This is a genomic window from Microbulbifer maximicatervae (SeqCode) (assembly GCF_052468155.1).
The window spans coordinates 2,301,154-2,320,264 of the sequence record NZ_CP174335.1; the positions used below are offsets into that span (position 1 = coordinate 2,301,154).

At 43.0% G+C, this 19,111-nt stretch carries 21 protein-coding genes; 3 read left to right on the forward strand and 18 right to left on the reverse strand.

The window, feature by feature from the left end:
* Positions 1–56: 56 nt before the first annotated feature.
* The 5 genes from ACJJIY_RS09835 to ACJJIY_RS09855 form a co-directional block, all read right to left on the reverse strand.
* Positions 57–338, reverse strand: coding sequence for a hypothetical protein (locus ACJJIY_RS09835; protein ID WP_445359505.1), 282 nt, complete (start codon positions 336–338; stop codon positions 57–59).
* A gap of 141 nt (positions 339–479) precedes the next feature.
* The gene (locus ACJJIY_RS09840) at positions 480–800 is read right to left on the reverse strand and encodes a hypothetical protein (RefSeq protein WP_445359506.1); all 321 of its coding nucleotides are present in this window, start codon (positions 798–800) and stop codon (positions 480–482) included.
* Between the two features lie 97 nt (positions 801–897).
* Positions 898–1,371 carry a CYTH domain-containing protein gene (locus ACJJIY_RS09845; protein WP_444895015.1) on the reverse strand — a complete coding sequence of 158 codons (474 nt, stop codon included), beginning with the start codon at positions 1,369–1,371 and terminating at the stop codon, positions 898–900.
* Positions 1,372–1,479: 108 nt separating this feature from the next.
* Positions 1,480–1,884: an ACT domain-containing protein gene (locus ACJJIY_RS09850; protein WP_444895014.1), complete on the reverse strand. Its 405-nt coding sequence runs from the start codon at positions 1,882–1,884 to the stop codon at positions 1,480–1,482.
* Positions 1,885–2,310: 426 nt separating this feature from the next.
* Complete coding sequence (locus tag ACJJIY_RS09855) at positions 2,311–3,180, reverse strand: LysR family transcriptional regulator (RefSeq protein WP_444895013.1); 870 nt, start codon at positions 3,178–3,180, stop codon at positions 2,311–2,313.
* Between the two features lie 113 nt (positions 3,181–3,293).
* Here ACJJIY_RS09855 and ACJJIY_RS09860 point away from each other — a divergent pair, with 113 nt between their 5' ends.
* The gene (locus tag ACJJIY_RS09860; protein WP_445359507.1) at positions 3,294–3,725 is read left to right on the forward strand and encodes a DoxX family protein; all 432 of its coding nucleotides are present in this window, start codon (positions 3,294–3,296) and stop codon (positions 3,723–3,725) included.
* 393 nt (positions 3,726–4,118) lie between these two features.
* Here the strand turns inward: ACJJIY_RS09860 and ACJJIY_RS09865 are convergent, their stop codons facing one another.
* A complete protein-coding gene (locus tag ACJJIY_RS09865) occupies positions 4,119–4,382 on the reverse strand; it encodes a hypothetical protein (RefSeq protein WP_444895011.1) in 264 nt (87 codons plus the stop codon).
* Positions 4,383–4,800: 418 nt separating this feature from the next.
* On the opposite strand from ACJJIY_RS09865, the gene ACJJIY_RS09870 reads away from it, so the two are divergent.
* The gene (locus ACJJIY_RS09870) at positions 4,801–6,210 is read left to right on the forward strand and encodes a YdgA family protein (protein ID WP_444895010.1); all 1,410 of its coding nucleotides are present in this window, start codon (positions 4,801–4,803) and stop codon (positions 6,208–6,210) included.
* A gap of 785 nt (positions 6,211–6,995) precedes the next feature.
* On the opposite strand, the gene gcvA is transcribed toward ACJJIY_RS09870, so the two are convergent.
* Positions 6,996–7,925, reverse strand: a complete 930-nt coding sequence (gene gcvA / locus ACJJIY_RS09875; protein ID WP_445359508.1) for a transcriptional regulator GcvA — start codon at positions 7,923–7,925, stop codon at positions 6,996–6,998.
* 90 nt (positions 7,926–8,015) lie between these two features.
* On the opposite strand from gcvA, the gene ACJJIY_RS09880 reads away from it, so the two are divergent.
* Complete coding sequence (locus ACJJIY_RS09880) at positions 8,016–8,765, forward strand: SDR family oxidoreductase (RefSeq protein WP_445359509.1); 750 nt, start codon at positions 8,016–8,018, stop codon at positions 8,763–8,765.
* A gap of 44 nt (positions 8,766–8,809) precedes the next feature.
* Here the strand turns inward: ACJJIY_RS09880 and ACJJIY_RS09885 are convergent, their stop codons facing one another.
* From ACJJIY_RS09885 to ACJJIY_RS09935, 11 genes are all read right to left on the reverse strand, one after another.
* Positions 8,810–9,043, reverse strand: coding sequence for a DUF5062 family protein (locus ACJJIY_RS09885; protein WP_413664607.1), 234 nt, complete (start codon positions 9,041–9,043; stop codon positions 8,810–8,812).
* Between the two features lie 1,034 nt (positions 9,044–10,077).
* A complete protein-coding gene (locus ACJJIY_RS09890; RefSeq protein WP_445359510.1) occupies positions 10,078–10,680 on the reverse strand; it encodes a class I SAM-dependent methyltransferase in 603 nt (200 codons plus the stop codon).
* 572 nt (positions 10,681–11,252) lie between these two features.
* Positions 11,253–12,287, reverse strand: a complete 1,035-nt coding sequence (locus ACJJIY_RS09895; RefSeq protein WP_445359511.1) for an IS481 family transposase — start codon at positions 12,285–12,287, stop codon at positions 11,253–11,255.
* Between the two features lie 162 nt (positions 12,288–12,449).
* Positions 12,450–12,848, reverse strand: a complete 399-nt coding sequence (locus ACJJIY_RS09900) for a hypothetical protein (RefSeq protein ID WP_444895005.1) — start codon at positions 12,846–12,848, stop codon at positions 12,450–12,452.
* A 442-nt stretch (positions 12,849–13,290) separates the two neighbouring features.
* Positions 13,291–14,241, reverse strand: a complete 951-nt coding sequence (locus ACJJIY_RS09905; protein WP_444895065.1) for an IS5 family transposase — start codon at positions 14,239–14,241, stop codon at positions 13,291–13,293.
* 56 nt (positions 14,242–14,297) lie between these two features.
* Positions 14,298–14,927 carry an SMI1/KNR4 family protein gene (locus ACJJIY_RS09910; RefSeq protein WP_445359512.1) on the reverse strand — a complete coding sequence of 210 codons (630 nt, stop codon included), beginning with the start codon at positions 14,925–14,927 and terminating at the stop codon, positions 14,298–14,300.
* Between the two features lie 550 nt (positions 14,928–15,477).
* Positions 15,478–16,053, reverse strand: coding sequence for a hypothetical protein (locus ACJJIY_RS09915; RefSeq protein ID WP_445359513.1), 576 nt, complete (start codon positions 16,051–16,053; stop codon positions 15,478–15,480).
* 101 nt (positions 16,054–16,154) lie between these two features.
* A complete protein-coding gene (locus ACJJIY_RS09920; RefSeq protein ID WP_445359514.1) occupies positions 16,155–16,490 on the reverse strand; it encodes an SMI1/KNR4 family protein in 336 nt (111 codons plus the stop codon).
* A 113-nt stretch (positions 16,491–16,603) separates the two neighbouring features.
* Positions 16,604–17,449 (reverse strand): IS3 family transposase, encoded by an 846-nt coding sequence (locus tag ACJJIY_RS09925; RefSeq protein WP_444895974.1) that lies wholly within the window; start codon positions 17,447–17,449, stop codon positions 16,604–16,606.
* An 8-nt stretch (positions 17,450–17,457) separates the two neighbouring features.
* The gene (locus ACJJIY_RS09930; RefSeq protein ID WP_444895975.1) at positions 17,458–17,766 is read right to left on the reverse strand and encodes a transposase; all 309 of its coding nucleotides are present in this window, start codon (positions 17,764–17,766) and stop codon (positions 17,458–17,460) included.
* A gap of 608 nt (positions 17,767–18,374) precedes the next feature.
* Positions 18,375–18,857 carry a YcxB family protein gene (locus ACJJIY_RS09935; RefSeq protein WP_445359515.1) on the reverse strand — a complete coding sequence of 161 codons (483 nt, stop codon included), beginning with the start codon at positions 18,855–18,857 and terminating at the stop codon, positions 18,375–18,377.
* Between the last annotated feature and the right edge of the window lie 254 nt (positions 18,858–19,111).

The following is a 19,111-nucleotide window of genomic DNA, read 5'->3' on the forward strand; positions in this document are numbered from 1 at the left end:
TGGCACCTAATAATGCCATCATAGCGCACTCCACTTGCGGTTCTGTATGGGACTTTCTATTTCTCATGAGAGAGGTAGTTTGGCCAAGCAAGTACATTTATCCAATTCTTTTCGGTATTTCTAACAAGGTACACATCGCTTGCGTTACATTGAAGTTTGTACCTACGGAATCCTTCTTCTATTAAGGAATAATCTCGCCCCTTAAATTGAACTTCAGAGTCTCCCCAATGGCCATCTGAGCTTTCAAAGCTTACATCGGGGTTGTGGATTTTTATAATGCCAAAGAGGAGTGTGATTCCTAAAACCAAAATTAATAAGCAAATTTCTCTTATTGTCATAGTAGTCATTACTTGCGTCTGAGTACCTTTTAGTCTCTTTTTAGGCATGCTTTCGGCGTGGGTCTTTAGTGCTTAACTTCTATAAGAATTGTAATATATAAGCAGTTTGTTGATTGGCGACAATGATTTGCTGTGTGTAGATTACTTGCGAATTACAAGGTCACCACCACTAAATTGAATTTTCTGTCCTTCGAAGATAACTTCCTCCCAGCTATCAGGGTTCGACGATTCGTTTTCATGTACCACTAAATAGCAAAAATTTGGATTTTCAGTTTTGGGTAAACTACTTACTAGTGAAGCTGCACTGATACCATACTTTTCGCATAGTTCAAGCTGTCCTATCGCCGACTTTACCTGAATTAAAATGCCAATATGCTCAGATTTAAGTTCTATCGACTCAAAGTCATTCACCGATTCTAGCTCGGTTAAATATCTTTTTAATTCTTCTATGGCTGGGTTCATAGTGATTTACTCATGATGCCTGGCTGAGCCGAGGACATACAGAATTTATTTTGTGATTAGCTCAGCGAATTATGTGTCAATGTTGCGCACGTTCTAGTTATGATTTATCCCAATCTTTAAATGGAAAATCTAGTAAGTTGGAATTATAATATTTTGGATCTCCAGTAACCTCTTTATCAATCCACTCCGGCAACACCACACTCTCAGATTCACTTTGCATCTCGACCTCAGCAACAATCAAGCCGTCATTATCTCCATGAAAGATATCTATTTCCCAAGTGTGTTTTTCGTGCTCTACTATGAACCTCGTTTTATCTATGAGGGGACCATCACATAGCTCCGCAATCATTTCATTTGCGTCTTCAAAGGGTATTGGATACTCAAACTCAGTCCGTGTAATTCCTTTACTTTCACCTTTCAATGTTAGGTATGCACGATCTCCAATTACACGAACTCTAACTACAGCTTTGGACTCCGTACTCACATAGGCTTGTTTGATTCTCTTTCCTCCTGTAAAAGAAGCAATAGACTTTTCATCTACTAAGAACTTCCGCTCAATTTCCTTTGCCATACTTTCTCAACCCTAAAATCTTAACACTTGCTTAATAGGAATATACGAGGTGGTCAAAATCTGACACGCAGCGTAGTAGTCAGCCAGTATATGCCCTTGTTGGAGCACTTATAAACCGTTTTTGCCGACTTCTTTCAATGCAATCAACGCTTTCCTTGCTTTTTCTGATTGTACAAAAATATGGTCATGGAAGTATGCTGCAATTACATTTGCGCTAATACCCTTCGAAGCTAGTTTGTTAGAAACAGCGGCTGTTAATCCAACAGCCTCTAAACTAGAATGTACGGTTAAAGTTATTTGCTTGTAAGTATTTTTAAACTGCAAGCCCTCTCGGCTTGCGATATCTTTTGTTAAGACAAGTGTTAATCCTTCTTTTTCATTGAAGCTCGCAAGTGGGTTCCATTCAATATATTGAGCTAATGAGCCTGAAACAGTGCAAAATACAAATTCATCTTCAATAAGTTCGGGATTCATTTCGCTCAAAAGACGCTCTAATTCTATAATTCCTGACATTGCTTGAAAATTCCAAATTTTTACTTGTACAGCAAGCGCCAATCAATATGGAGCATGGCTGCAAAATGGTGGTGGTCCAACAAATACTTGTTCTTGCGATCGTGCTTGGCTTTGTATGGTTGTTCTTGCCTGATTCTGATACTGAACTCCTTTTTGTTAGCGGGAAATTAAAGCCAATATTCAATGGTAACCTAAGCCTTTGATTTGTAACATTTTGTTTGATAGCCAGCCTATCAAGGCCCGCATAAACGGGGACTTATCAGAAACCTATTAACTGTAAATTGCATAGTCAGGTTTGGACTTTAGGCAGAAAAATAAGATGACAAGAAAATGAAGAAGAGATAGAGGAACCTTTGGTGTTGTAACATTTCGTAATACATAGAATTTTAGCTCCCCCTGATAGTTCCATGCATAGGAACATGCAAATCATTGAACTTTATAATTTTCCATTTTAGTAATTAAGAAGTCCCAAAAAGCCTTGATACGTGCTGTGTTTCTCAGATCCTTATTAGCAAGAATCCACAAAGATGAGTTGTACTTAGCGTCCAGTTGATAGAGTTCAACTAGATCGTATGAATCATCAGTTGGTAACAATGCTATCCCTTGATCATTAAGCGCAGCGTTCAATGCTGTAGTGATAGAATTACAATATATGGATTTAGCATTGTGTTTAATTCGTTTCTGATACCAATGCACTGCTGGGTTATCTAAGTGCACGTAGTCAATAGCTGTTAGGCGTTCAATTTCGGACAACTTGAAAGGAGCGTTATACCCACTAGCCTTCAAAAAGTCTTCAGAGGCATAGATGCTTAAATTTACATCTCTCATTTTACGCGCAATAAGGTTTTCCGGTGCTGTATGACTTGCCCTAATGGCAATGTCCGCATCGCGATGCTCGATATCCAGAGCCTGCTCACTTTCAAGGATCTCAAACTCAACGTCGGGGAATGACCTCCGGAATTCACTAACCCACTCGGGCAAAGTGGTCGTTGCCATTGTTGAGGGTGCGGTAACACGAATTAAACCTTGAACTTTGTCATGTTGCAGAGAACTTTGAATGAGGATGCCATCGGCCAATGACTCCATTCGCTTGGCACTATCCAAAACAGTTCGCCCCGCCTCAGTCAGTTGGTAGCCGCGACGACTAACAATAAATAGCTGCGTTGAAAGCTCACTTTCAAGCTGCTGGATCCGCCTCCACACAGTGGTCGAATTAACATTCAACTGCCTAGAAGCCGCCTTTAAGGTTCCTTTCTCTGCAAGCGCGATAATGACCTTCAAATCGTTCCAATCCATATCACAAACCTGACGTTGCATTCATGCAATACCAGTTTGCCTTTTTGTCTATATAACTGCAATAAGGGAACACCTAGTCTGTGCATGTTATTCAATAAAACAGGATTCCCTTCATGAGAAAACAAGCAGTCATTTTTTATGTGGCCTCTTCTTTGTTCGCAGTGCTTATGGCGGCATCGGGCATGTCCAAACTATCTGGGCAAGAGGACCTCGTTCAGGCAGCGAATGAACTAGGCTACCCCCTATATTTGTTGAAAATCTTAGGTGCCGCCTATTTGATCGGCGCGATTGTAATCCTTCAACCAAAGTTTGAAACACTTAAACAGTGGGGATATGCAGGTTTCTCCATCGCTTTGATCGGAGCTGCGGGATCGCACCTGTTGGCTGGGCAAGCGCTCAGCACTGCTTTACCAGCTACTGTCCTATTGGTCGTTTTAGCGGTTGTGGTAACTCTGAATGCAAAACTGACTCGCCTTAACCTTTCTATAGGAGAAGACCTCAACAATGTCTCTCAATCTCAAAGAGAAATTTCAGAAGCTAATTAGATGTAACTTTTCTGGTGTTTGAGATAGAAAGACTGTGATGCGGTGCACTGATTGATCTGGCCCAATTAACAATCAAGAGGAATGCTTTTCCATGAATGATGGTAGTGTCGTGTCACTGTGGAAAACGATCTCATTTGACTTGATTAAGGATAACGCTAAAGAAGGCGCAAGTTATTCAGGTTGAGCAAATTGAATTGCTTGACCTACACCACTCATTGAAAACCAAGGTTGGTAAACCCTCTATTACGCGCTATGGTTATTTACCCGGGCGAACAAAGTTGGGTTAGGCGGTATTAGTGTTAATATCCTGAAAGTTCAAGATCACTTCGGTTGAGGCGATATTTTGGCGGCCTCTGTGATCAACAGGACCTATTGCTGTATCTTATTATGCCTTTAAAGCCCACTGAGGGAGCCCCACAACTTGCCCCAGCGTTCTAGTTTTTCTTCGGCACTTAATAGTCTTGGCTTCACTTGAACAGGTTTGCCAATTTCATTCATGTCGTTCAATATGTTGAGATTTACCGCTCCGCGAAGCTGACTATTTATATCGCAGCCTACGGCTAACAGTTGATTACAACTTTTACAATGATAGAAATTAGCGAGCTGATCCCAATTTTGTCTAGTTGAAATTCCATCTCCAATGAAAATTACTAACATATTTGGATCACTAATAATGCGTGATGGGTTAGCTTGACAATAATTACAATCGCATACGCGTGGATTTAAACCTTCGAGTGGCCCAGTAAACTGAACCTCAAATCGTCAACGGTTACATTTACACGATCCTTTAAAGAGCATAAGAATTTGTGCCAATTACAGTTGAGCAAGGCGTTCGCATTGTCGGTGAGGGAAACCTCCCCCTTTGCCATCACGGGCGCCAGTCAAGATAGTTAATGTGGTGGGTTTCATAGAGTCCGCTTCACATATTGTTGTTGTGGGACGCCCGTTTTGTAGTTTAGAGTGAAAAGGATAAATATTTTACATATTCACTTACAGCTAACTGTAAGTATGAGATAATAATAGCAAATAATAGACTTATTTCCCATCATCATATTTGTAGTTTGGATTTATCTTAATGAAAAAAGTATTAAGTGTATTGCTTCCGGCAGCAGTGCTTACCGGTATTGTTGGGCCTAAAATAGTAGGTGCTCAGCTCGAGTCATCCATTGATGAAATACTCGCTACTGCGAATAAAAATTCGGCATACACGGTTGAAGTAAAAAACATGGATTCATCCTGGTTTTCAACCCAGGCCACCTTTTTGGTCAGCATGGATGTCAATGCTTTCGCGGATATACCAGTTACCTCTGAACTTGAATCTTTTTCTGTAGAAGTGGATTTCAGTGCTTCCCACGGCCCCTTTCGCTTCGGTGAACATGCCGGTTTCGGATGGCTTGGCTGGACGCTAGAAGTCGCCGGTGATCAATTGCGTGAACATTTGGTTTGGGCTGAGGAGGCTCCTTTTTACCAGGTCCATGGCAATATGAAGGCCTTAGGTAGTTATTACTATAACGATAGCATTACACCATTTACTACTGATGTTGAGGATCAAAAAACTCAGTTAACTTTTAGTGGTTTTCAGGGTCGTGGGCAATATCAGGATGAGCAACTAACTTACCAGGGGAGTGCCGATAGCCTTACCGTTACTTCCGAGCTAAGGGATTTTAAGGTTGAAAGGTTGACTATGGATATGACCATGCCTTCCTCCCTTGAAGCAATGTTTGAAAGTACGTTTTATGATTCTGATACAACAATTAACTTTGGTGCCGTAAAGTTAAATGATAGAGAGCAAAACGAAAATATTGACATTGCTGATTTATATATAAAGGCCAGTACTGAACTCAACCCAGAAAATCAGCTGGGGAATATGCAAGTTGCCTATGGAACTAAAAAGGTCGATATAGCTGAATTCCACGGTGAAGATCTGGCCCTTGAGCTTGAGGTCACCAATATCAGTCAGGAATTTTTGAAGTCTTATCAGGACTTTGCCGTTTCACTCAATAAACTACCTACGGAAGAAGCAACTACTAAGACAATGGAGTTTATGAGCGAAAACTTGCTATCTTTAGTGGCTGGCGAGCCTCAACTGAACATTACCAGCTTACGCGGTACTTTCCCACAAGGCAGCTTTAATAGTAACCTTCATACTAGCTTAGTTGGCATCAGTGCGTTACCGGAGCAACCACTAGATCCGGCTTTTTGGCTGTCACACACCTTAGTTGACGGAGAGCTAAGTGGCGATAAAGCTGTGATTGAATTTATTGCCGTACAAGTGATGAAAGCTCAATTGAAAAATAACCCTCAAACTCAAGGTATGAGTGAAGAGCAACTGGAGCAAATCGCTGCTCAACAGGTGCCGACCATATTAGCGTCCCTTGAACAGCAAGGTTTGTTAGTGTCTACCAATGACGGCTACATCTCAAATGTCAGCCTGAAAGATAGTGAGCTTAAGGTGAATGAAAAACCTATGCCGTTACCGCTTTAGTAGATATTAGCCTTTTGTAATAGAAGTGGCTTATCTTAAGCCACTTCATACTTCCCCTTCTCTTGTTACCCTTCCAAGGCTGATGATTTATTTGTTTTCCTGTTTTAACGGTGTTGTCCTGGGTTGCCAATAAAGTTGGACATAGGTTAGTGTTGTAGACGGTATAATCGCAATAATATCTCATCTAAACATTGCTGCCCCGTGGTTATCATGAGCTCATATGTGACTCTCTAAATACTGATGATGTAGTTATTAAATCAAAGCTAAGTAATAACAAGTGTTAAAGCTTGGGGTGCTCTATTTTGAATTTTATTATTTTTTTTGGTAAGTGATTATCAATATATTTAGATTGCGAAAGATCGCTTTGTTGATATCTTTAGGGTGGGGTATTGTTAGAGCTCTATTTCCAGTCTTTTGATTTCTGATTTGCTAAATTTTCTACCTTAAATATCACCTGTATCTCTTACTTTATTCATGTGTTCTCCGTTCGGCATTTTACACTTGTGTATATAATGTATGTATTTAGCATTGTTAGCACCTAGCAAAACATGTAGTGCTGACTCTGGTGCCTAATCAAGCTACGTGACCGTAACTTTTTACTTTTGCGGATTTTGAACATTATTATTTTCGGAACTCCTTGTATCAATTAGCTACGAGACCGCTGGATCAATATTTCCTGAAAATATTTTACTTGTAGATGGATTGTTTCCATAAGACTATTAACGCTTAGGATTATCGGCGAGGCTTTGCCGTGTCCAGCTAATTGATTGTTGTTAAGCGATACCTTATCTCTCTCCGGACTTGCGTTGAACAGCTTGATTTACCTCGCTGAGTATAAAATTACGAAAAGCCTGTACTCCAGGACTATCAAGTTTTTCGTATGGGCAGACAAGATAATAAGAGAAGTTGGAATCAATACTTACATCGAATGGTTTTACGATTCTTCCAGATCTTAAGTCATTCTCGATTAGCGATATTCGGCCCAGCGCAACGCTTTGGCAGTTTTCGACTGCAATTGCGAGAGAGTTACTATCATTCATGACGTTACCTGATCGTGGATCGACATCGTCGACCCCGGCTGCTTTGAGCCACGATGCCCAATCGTCAAAATTATCTTCATGCAGTAAGGTTTGATGCTTGAGGTCGGAAGGCTCTTTCAAAGGATTTTTGCCGTTTAGCAGCGAAGGGTGGCAAATCGGGCTTAAATCGAGCGGCAACGAAAGCCTGGTCACTGAACCTTGCCAGTTTCCATCACCAGCTCGAATGGAAATATCGACGCCATCGTTAGTGAAATTGGCGAGAGCCAGGGTATGGTGAACATTCAACTGTATATCAGGGTAGGCTCTCCAGAAGTTACCTAACCGCTGTATTAACCATTTGCTGGCAAAACTGGGGGTTACGCTCACGGTTACCACCGGAGATTGACTCTCGGCTTTGATGAGGTGGAGCGTATTTTCGAGTCGATCAAAACATGCACTGGCTTCGGATAACAGCTTTTTCCCAGCATCGGTCAATGAAATCGACTTTCCCGCACGATGGAACAATTTTACACCCAGTCTCGACTCCAAATTTCTCACTTGGTGACTGATCGCCGTTTGCGTAACGCTCAACTCCTTCGCAGCATCGGTAAAACTCATATGCCTTGCCGCAGCCTCAAACCCACGCAAGCCGGCCAAAGATGGTAAAGATCGTGTTTTGGTATGAATTAAACTCATAAGTACATGTAATTATATCCTTTTGCTACAAATTTTAAAGATCGTATATTGATCTCCACCCATGAATTATTTGCACTAGAGGATAGCGTAATGTCCGAAACAAGAGTTGCTATTATGACTGGAACTGGTCAGGGAATTGGTGCCGGCTGCGCCCGCGAAATGGCTAAGGCGGGTTACAAAGTCTCGTTGATGTCCCCTTCCAACCGCAGTGTTGAACTGGCCAAGGAATTAGGTGGTATAGGGCGGCAGGGTTCGGTTCTCGAAACCGCAGATCTGCAAGCAATGGTCGATGACACGATGCAAACCTATGGCCGTATCGACGCGGTCGTTAGCAATATGGGCCATGGTGGCGGGGTGCCGGAAGAAATTAAAACAGTAGGGTTCGATCCTGATTTCAACGGCCCCCTGCTCGAGCTAAGTGATGATCTCTGGCATGAGAGCCTCGATATGTACGTGCTCAATGTTGTCAAGCTTGCCCGTATCGTCACGCCGATTTATATCGAGCAGGGAGGAGGGGCATTCGTCAATATTTCTTCAATGAACACGGTTGAGCCGAGAGCGTCTTATCCGATGAGCATGCTGCGTGGCGCTTTACACAGTTTTGCCAAGCTCTATGGTGATCGTTATGCAAGATACAATATTCGCATGAATAATTTAATGCCGGGCTTTTGTGAAAACGTAAACCTGTCGGAGTTTGCCCGCAGATCCATACCCGCACAGCGCACTGCCACGTTCGAAGAAATCGGGCAGACCTGTGTCTTTCTTGCTTCACATGAAGCCCGATACATCAATGGGCAAAGTATCTTGTCTGATGGAGGCATGAACCGGGCGGTTCGTTAGAAACTAGTGGCTACCTGATTTAGTTGAAAACCCTATCAGAGCGCTCAGTACTTTGAAGCCCAAATTGCCAACCTATGCATGATTGCCTTCTGTGATATCTTGTCTTCTGGAAGCGGTTGAATTACTTTATCGTGAACTAAAAGACGGTAAATATATTCGAGTTTCTCGTGAGCTGAATCGGTAGCTTCGAACTCGACAACTCCTCGCTTGGTGCCATATGCAGTACCGAGTGCTATAGCCTTTTTCACTAACTCTTTTTCGTTTTTGAGTTTCTTCATTATTATGTCTCAAAGAGGTTGTCGATATTACGCACCTACCGTTTTTAGCAGAGAGAAACTGCTGAACTGCAGGTGTAGTAATTTTTCTGCTTACCTAAATTTGTTAAGGGCTGAACCTCGGCACTAACTCTCCAAGTACGCCCCAACAGCGGATTCTAATTCTTGAACTAACTCTGAGTCCATGTACTTGTATTCATCTGGGATATCTAAGACATGAACTGGCTTATGATCCAGCATTCTAGAGAATTCTGCTATTAGCCTATTTTTATGCTTTTGTTCCATGACGAATATCACGTCAGCCCAGCGAACATCCGCTGAGCTGACTGTTTTTTTAGCCCGCGGGCTGGTACCCGCAGACTTAGCGCTGAAATCAGGGTGTTTTCTCCAAATGGCTTCAGCTGTAGGACTACGCCACTGATTCCGGCTGCATATGAATAGGAGATTTCGCATATCTAAATCTTTCTCTGGAAGCTCAGTATTTAGGATTTGAAGCATAGTTCGCTTGGGGTACTCGATCCCTAATTGCTGAGCTCTACGAAGCTTTTCAGAACGTGTATACATCAATTTCTAGTTTTTCTCTGAAATCCACGGCTTTTCAGTTCTAGCACTATTCTTATGGGGCTTAGCTTTGGTCTTGGATCTTCTCGCAGTCCTGCTTCTTAAATCATCCATTTTTCTTTCCTCTATCAATTATCGGGTTCAACAGCCGCGATAAAACGGAGAGGGCTCTTAATCTTGCGTGTGTTTAACACCTGGGGCGATGACGAGGCACACAATGCTAAGTCTAGCAGCCAATTGGTACACCTAGCATGGGCATGGACTAATGGAGTTATAGCCCACTGTAGGGAGATTACCGTTCAATGGATTCCATTAAATGCTAACTACTAGCGAATGGCAACTGCAGCACTGAGAGATCTTGTGGAGAGGAAGCCGCTAGTAAAACGGAGATTCATTACGGATAGGGAACCGCCAATTGCGGAGCCGCACGTTGGGTGGCATGGGGGGCGGTGGCTAGAAACAACCGGCTACTCGATTTAGACTTTTTTCGCTACGATGGAGAATATATGCCAATGATGCGGTGTACCATCTGTAGTTTCTCCTGAAAGGTCATGTTCAGTCCACTTTAATAGCTCAAAGTTACTGAGGTGTTTTCTTATCTTCGATTCATTCATAACTAGAGTATCACTCCAAAATGCTTCCTTATTATACTCAGGCCCAGCCATTGTGTCTTTCGGCCCTAGGAATGAACCACAAAAGATTCCATCCTCTGTCAAAGAGTTAGTTATTTTCAACCAAACTGACTCAAAATCTTTTTCAGGACAAAAGAAAAGACTGGCATCAGCAACTACCAGCGAGGACTCAGGATAGTTAAAAGTATTAAAACTATCCTTTGATAGAAGGACCTGCTCATCATCTTTGAATCGTTTACGACATCTAGATATAGATTCATTTTCGATATCAAAGGCATGAACTGTGAAATCTTTACCGCGCAAATAAGCTATATCTGATCCTGCTCCACAGCCACAATCAACAGCAACCTTTCTTCCTTTTACTTCGCTAAGAGCAAAAATTAAATCTTCTCGAGTATCACTATGTTCTGTTGAGTCATAATATTTGGAGATTTCTCTCGTTGACATTCCCTATCTCCGATGAGCAGAAAATCTAACGCCGTCAACAGCGGCCGAGCGTAGCGAGGTCCAGCCCCAGAAGGGGGATGCTGCTTGGCCTTGGTATGCACAGTATGGGCGTGGACCAATCCCTTGTAGGAACATCACTGCTGAATGGGATCCATTAAATGCTAACTACTAGCGAATGGCAACTACAATACCGCGAGGTCTTGTGGAGATGAAGCTGCTAGCAAAACTACGAGTTGATGAATAGAAACATCCTGTATGGCTTAGCCTGGAGGCGAAGTGAGGCATGTGATCTAACCGGTAGAGTTGATGATGCAGCTGTGTAGTGAAGGCTTCGACTCGTATCTGGGGAGGTTTGTTTAGCTCGCTGCTGTGAAGCTGTCAGCGTGGCCGCTGAATCGGAAGTAGCGCAATGCCATGAAACCCAACCCAAATGAAGAGATGCTTGACACTATAGCAGGGTAGAGATTCATTATGGATAGGGAACTATTCATTACGGACTCGGCTGATCTGTAGTAGTTCAGACTTGATCTGACAGTTACCGGTTTTTCAGAAGGTACTCTGTCAGGTCAAATTCAGTTTACGAGTTTCTCCTTCCAGATACTTTTACCCTCTTCAAGGGTTACCATCGGTGTGCGACCACAACACTTTTTACCCTGATGAGTTCGATCATTATTGTAATATACGAGCCATTCGTCCAGATCCTTTTGTAGCTCTTCTATTGATCCATAGATCTTTCGTCGTAACGATGGCTGGTAGAACTCTTGTAATATAGTTTTATGGAAGCGCTCACAGATACCATTTGCTTGTGGGTGCCTGGCTTTTGTCTTGGTATGTTCTATCTCGTTGATGTTCAAGTACAACTGATAATCATGCTGCTCCAGCTTGCCGCAATATTCAGTACCGCGGTCAGTCAAAATACGCAACACCGGCAGATCATGCATGGCGTAAAACGGTAATACACGATCATTCAGAAGATCTGCTGCTGTGATTGGCGTCTTAGTGGTGTACAACTTGCAATGGGCTACCTTTGCATAGGTGTCGACATAGGTTTGTTGGTAAACACGCCCAACCCCCTTAAATGTTCCTACATAGAAGGTGTCCTGAGAACCTAGATAGCCGGGGTGTTGAGTATCAATTTCCCCGCAGGCTTCATCATCATGTCGCTTTCTTTCCAAGGCCTGAACCTGCGACTCCGTGAGGATTAGCCCCTCCTTAGCCACCTTGGCTTCAAGTGCTTTTAATCGTAACTTGAAGTTAGCCAGGTCGTTCCGTAACCAGATACTCCGGACACCACTAGGGGACACGAATACGCCACGTTTACGTAGCTCATTGGAGACTCGAACCTGTCCATGGGCAGGCTCTTGGAGGGCATAAGTCAACACGGCCTCTTCAATTGCTGTGTCAACACGGTTCTTGTGGTTAGGCACCCGTCGACTCTTTTCAAGAAGGGCGTCCACACCGCCACTTGAAGCAGCTTCCTTGTACCGATAGAAAGTGTCTCTCGAAACACCAAGCATCTTGCAAGCTTTTGAGATGTTGCCAAGCTCTTCTGCAAGATTGAGCAATCCGGTCTTGTGTTTGATGATGCGATCATTAGTATGGATCATGGGGTTTATCCTTGGTTTTGTTTTTAGGTTTAGGCACCTTCATCAAAACCGGTAAACCCCTCTTTTTCAAGAGGATGTGTCAGATTTGGTCTGAACTAATACAGCTGATCGGTGGTGTGGGGGCCGGTAGCTAGAAACTACTGGCTATCTGGTTTGGTATATTTATTCTTCATCTGAAATGTCGTAACACGATATAGCAAAATCTATATCAAGTTTCGCTATTGCGGACAACTCTTCCCTGTTAAAACAAAAGTTGCATTGATCTTTATAGAAGTAACCTGCATAAATTCTTGTCTCTTCAGCACCACATCCATATAGCTTTTTAAGGTTTACTTCGAGGGTCCGAATTATCCACATTAACCTGTTGTCATATGGTATTTCAGCGGGAACTTCGAGCTGAGCAGTACCATAGGGAACAGGCTTACCTCGATAGGGACCCCTTGGGGAAATCTCTCCAAGCTCTAATTTATCTTGAAGTCTAAGTCCTGTGACATTCTCTGCCTCTTTTGGAGAAAATTTTTCTCCTCGAAGTAGAACACTCAATCTAAGTTCAGCAATCATTAATTCAAGTTCCTATAAAAAAAGTTCCGCACATGGATAGACAGATAACTATAGTCCGCTGCCATGACACTATCGTAGGGTAGAGCTTCACTACGGATAGGGAGCTACCCATTGCGGACCAGCAAGATGGGTGGTGTGAGGAACGGTAGCTAGAAAATACCGGCTACCCGATTTAGGGCTTTCACAACTCAACCTCTGTTAGTTTGGCTATAAAGTCATTAAAGGAACTTGCCACTGGAATAAATTCATTTCTCGACAGTTCGAACTCGCAATCTTTAGGCAAACCTTCTAAGGACCCTCTGATCAACGAAGCATTTTTCCAGAATTAAGCTGAGCTGCTTGAAAAATTCACTTTATTACGCACAAACGCGTAATTTGCGCGTAATAGTCCACTAATTTTTCATCTGAAACCCTCAATAGGTGGATTTCAGGCGAACCACCCCTAGGCAGCCAAGTATTTTCTCCCTATTATTAAGTTGGTAAAGCCTGCCAGTAAGCACAGCCTCTCAGTATTTTTTACCAGTCCCCGATAGCGGACCTTGTCATAACCAAATACCCGTTTGATGTAGCGGAAGGGGTGCTCGACCTTCGCTCTTATCTGCGCCTTGATCTTTTCCGCTTTACGAAGTGCATCACGCCCTGGAAGAGTTTTTAGCTTGCTCGGCTTCATTGCTATATACCAATCCGCCTCCCGCTCTTTCAACTCTTCACGTTTCTCCGCACCAATGTACCCAGAGTCTCCCCAGATTCTTTTCTCCTCCCCGTGGAGAACTCGCTCTGTAGTTGTGACATCATGCGAATTCGCTGCTGTTGTATCTATGCTATGTATTACTCCGAGCACATCATCAACCCCGATATGCATTTTCATTCCAAAATGCCACTGATTGCCTTTCTTTGTTTGATGCATTTCTGGATCACGTTTTTTCTTTTTATTCTTGGTTGAAGTTGGCGCAGAGATAATAGTGGCATCTACAATCGTACCTTCACGCAGTACCATGCCATTCTCAGCAAGATGCTTGTTGATTTCATCAAAAAGAGCTGCACCTAGCTGATTGAGCTCCAGTAAGTGGCGAAAGTTAAGAATCGTTGTTTCATCGGGAATTGGGCCGCTCAAAGTCAATCCAGCAAAACTACGCATGGATTCAATTTCATACAGTGCATCCTCCATAGCGGGATCACTGAGATTATAAAATAGCTGCATGCAATGAATACGGAGCATGACACTCAATGGATATGGCTGTCGGCCACGTTTGCCTTGTGGATAGCAAGGAGTGATCTGAGCTTCTAGTCGCTGCCATGGGATGAGGGCTTCCATTTGAGAAAGAAACTTCTCTCGGCGAGTTATACGGCGCTTTAGCTTATATTCTGCTTCGGCAAAGGTGACTTGGTGCATAATTCATCGTAGTCTTGATGGGTAGGTGAATATTACCAATATTGGCTTGGAATTATTCAGAGGTTCCCTAAATTATTTATGATTTGAAATGGTTCAAATTGAGCCAATTCATTTGTTTTCTTTACTTGGGCTCGATCAAAGCCATATCTTTCTAAAGTATTTAATAGTTTCTGGTCGTAGTAGCAGTAGCCAAACTTCTCTAGCATAAATTTACGTCCAACTATCGAATACATGTAATTGTCATAATAGTAATAGACCTGACCAAAATCTCTTTGGTCAGTGGATATTGCAAAGAGACTACCGCATGATTCGTCCTCGTATGCAAAAGACATCATATTGTCAGGAAGAACATCAAAATTTTCTTTAGAGTTTTCATTAGAGGCAAACAGTTCTGGCCAGTATAAATTTGAAGGTTTATTACCATCAAAGCGGTCATACCAAACGCCAAAAATACCCGCCACATTTGCCTTTTGTATGAATGGCAAATCAGTTTTAAGCTGGATTCCAATTTCCAAGTCTTCATCATTAGACGAAAATAAACAGCCGTTTGTTTCTTGTAGAAAATCGCCATATTCACTTGGAAATTTTTTGTATCCAAGTCTATCTTTAAGGCGATTACTAATGTCCAAAATATCATCTGGAGTTAACGAAGGAAATTGAGGTATAACGTCTATATTCTTGAACATATTTAGATTTCTTTGAAGTGCCCTAGAACTTTTAGTATGTAGCTTCAGCTGTGCCCCGTACCTAAACTTGGTACGCCCAACATGGGCATGGACTAATGATGTGAAAGTTCCCTGTAGATGGATTACGGTTTAATGGGTTCCATTAAATGCTAACTACTAGCGAATGGCAACTGGAACACAGGGAGATCTTGTGGAGAGGAAGCGACTAGTAAAGCTACGAGCTGACGAACAGAGACTTCCTATGAAATGGCCTGGAGGCGAGGTGGCCAAGAACACCGAAGTCGGGTGATCAAGCGGGTAGGGTTAATGATGCAGTTGTGTAGTGCAAGTTCACGCTCTTATCTGCGAGATCAGATTAGTTCGCTTCTGTGAAGTTGTCAGCGTGGCCGCTGACTCGGAAGTAGCGCACCGCAGTGATACTCTACTCAAATAAAGAGCTGCTCGACACTATCACTGGGTAGAGATTCATTGTGGATCGGGAACCGCCCATTGTGGGCTCGCACGATGGGTGGTGTGGGGGCCGGTAGCTAGAAACTACCGGTTACCCGATTTAAACGTCACCCCTGAATCTCCGACTATTGGCCATTTGGCCTGCAATATTACGTACTCGCTTATTGGCGCCATTTTCCGCCAACCACCTGACATGCTCTAATTTAATATCAGGAAGATCCAGTACATACTCATGCACTGCAGTATCTGTTGACGATTTTACTTCATCAAACGCTAGCTCAATACCAATTGAACGAATTTTTCGACGCAATGTAAACCTTTGATATATCTTCTGTATCGGTTTTTCTAAAATCTCATTATGGTTCGCAATGTTTACAAACTGTTCATCGGTTAGCAGGCCTGATTGAATCAGTTCAATTACTCTATTAATATGTAGATCGATATCGTCAGGACCACGATCTTCAAGAGCAAATATATTTTCTACCTCATTATCTGATAGTGTGCTTTTTCCACGAATATAGTTGAGAAATCCACCCCACCTATAATGCTCTGCATTTTGGTCCTCACTATTATTTATCTCGTGGTACTGCAAGGCTAGAAATTCCTCAGAGATGACACCTCTATCGATCCATTCCTGCGTATACCCTAGCCTTTCCATTGCCTCTTTTGTACTCATATCTTTTTCGCTTAACGCCTCAATAGCGGTAGCAATGTGGCGAAGCCACGTTTTTAGCTGTCTGGCCACGTAGGCGCGAAGTTGATCGGTTTGTTAAGTATTTACACATTGCTTGCTATCCATTCCTTAAAAGACGGACAAATCTCTTTGAAATGGCCTTTAGGGCCCACCTCTGGATCATAGCCTGTCGGATCGAATTCAATGACTTTATTATTTTGGCAAGTAGAATCCATACAGTAGTGGATTGCACACCCGACATGAACAAATGGAACTAGTTCTGTTGGCCAAATCCAGTTGGGGTGATCAGGGTCTCCAGAACAAAAACTCTGATATAAGCTCAAAATCGAATCATCTAAGTCGTTTTTGTGGCCAGTAATAATTCCGAGCATGCCATATTCTGGGCCAAAACCTCCATTCCCTTTTTTTGTAGAGTTCAATTAAAGATACAGGGAGTTCTATCCCTGTTTTTACTTTGAAATCTTTAGCTTCCTTTTCGATACTCATAACTTGATCTGGTGCTGGTCTTGCCCACAAAAAGTAGACACTCTAACTATACGTATTTTCGCTCATACTCTGCTGGACTTACATAGCCCAATGCAGAGTGCCTACGAACCCTATTGTAGAAAATCTCAATGTATTCAAACACCTCAGATTTTGCTTGCTCTTCGCTTTCGAATGTTCTGGCATAGACCAGCTCGACTTTTAGCCTGCTAAAGAATGATTCCATTGCCGCATTATCCCAACAGTTAGCCTGGCGACTCATGCTCGGCTTGCACTTGCTTTCGGACAAGAGATCCTGGTATTTCTGCGATCGATATTGCACACCCCTGTCAGAGTGAACTAGCAGTCCAGGCTTTATTGGTCGTCGCTCTAGGGCCATTTTCAATGCTCGACGTGTCAATTCATCGGTCATCTGCGAGTCGAATGCCCAACCTACAATACGTCGAGAGTACAGATCCATAACTACCGCGAGGTATAGCCACCTATCCAGAACCCAGATATACGTAATGTCACTGGTCCAGCGGCAATTTGGTCGATCCACATCAAAGCAACGCTTAAGTAAGTTGGCGGAGACGTTAATGCTCCCCTCCACGGGCTGACTATATCGAAAGCCTTTGCCGTTTCTCGCTTTAATATGTTCCTGTTGCATAAGCTTAGCGACGTAGTTCCGCGAGCATGGCTCACCTAACTCTTGAAGCTCGCAAGCAATTCTAGGCGCGCCATAACGACCTTTAAACTCAGCAAACGTCTCTCGGATTTTCTCGATTGTTCGTATCTCTCTAATCGTGCGAGCAGATGGCAATCGCCCCCGCCATCGATAATAACCCGATCTTGAGACTTCTAAACACCGACACATCAAGCTAACCGGGAATGACCCTACATGCTCTTGTATCAATGCGTACTTTACTCTTGGTGGTTCGCAAAGTACGCAGCTGCCTTTTTTAGAAACTCAACCTCCTGACGAGCTTCATGCAGCTCCTTCTTGAGTTTGCGAACTTCAGCGCTTTCCTGTTTGGAATAGTCGACACCGTCTAAACTATTGAACTGCTTATCAGACAGTCGATTAAATTGACGACGCCAGTTGTAGATCTGCTGTGCGCTGACGCCTAGCTCTCGCGCCACAGAAGCCGTTGTTGCTCCAGGCTTTTCCGCTCTCTTAACTGCTTCTCTGCGGAACTCCTCCGTATACGCCTGAGTTCTTTTCTTACCCATGATACACCTCCGTGTTAGGCCTAAACCTAACTATACAGGGTGTCTACTAAACGTGGGTAAGTCTTGTGCTTAACGCCCAAAGCAGACGCACAGGCTCTTTAGCGTTCTGCCTTTTCTTAGCCATGCCCAGCATGGGTGTGGATTAGTGGGGTGAAAGTCCCTTGTAGGAAGATCACCATTTAGTGGGTTCCATTAAATGCTAACTACTAGGAATTGGCAACTGTAACACTACAAGGTTTTGTGGGGAGGAGGCCGATAGCAAAACATCGACCAGACGAATAGAAACATCCTATTAGGCTCAGCTTGGGATTGAGGTGGCCAAGGACACCTAGCCGAGTGATCTATTGATAGAGTCAATGATGTAGTTGTGTAGTGAAAGTTCACGCTCCTATCAGGGGAGATCTGTTTAACCTACTGTAGTTAACCCTCAGTGTGCTTGGTTGATATCGTTACGTGATCGCTGGATAGGTATTCACTATGGATACGGAACCACCCATTGTGGACCCGCACGATAGGTGGAGTGGGGGCCGGTAGTTAGAAACTACCAGCTACCGGATTTATGTATTGTATTAGCAGTATTGTAGAGGCGACTTCAATTTTTATTGAAATCAATGTTTACCCTTAATCTTGGTAACTATCTCATTAATTAACTCAGCTGGTAATAACGATTTAGACAAGTACTGCTGCCCCCCAGATTTAGCCACCAAAATAAGACCTAAATCGGTTTCAATAATACGCTCGATATCTGCCCACAACAGAACTGTTATCGTATAAGGATTCTGTGTCTGGATTCCGTCATTATCTATGGTTAATTTCACTTCACTACCGGCACTTTTCCCAAGCATCTGCCGTGCTAACCACCAAGCTCGTCGATATCGAATGTGAATCAGTTCCAGCACACCTAATGCAATTAACGTGCAACTTGCAATCTTAGACTGCTCAGTAAATAACAGTAATCCCGCACCAGAAGATAATAATAATGTAGGAAGAAGATAATTGGGCTTGACATTTTTTCCATAGGGTAGAGATTGATCATAGCATTCGGCAAGGTAATCTCTGGATAAGGTAAATTGAGTACTAAAAGGCTTCATAAAAACAACCTATTGTGTCTGGTAAATTTGTCGTGGCACTACAGTGAGTGTCAGGATGATCCTTTAAGCTAATGTCAAATACGCCACATTTCTCAATAAGGCCTGGACTTAGCCTCACATAACGCCTTTAGCAACGGCAAATTACGGAGTCGAAGGCGTAGTAATTTGTCCGCTTGCCTAAATTAGGCACGCCCAGCGTGGGCGTGGACTAATGGGGTGAAAGTCCCGTGCAGGAAGATCACAGTTTAATGGGC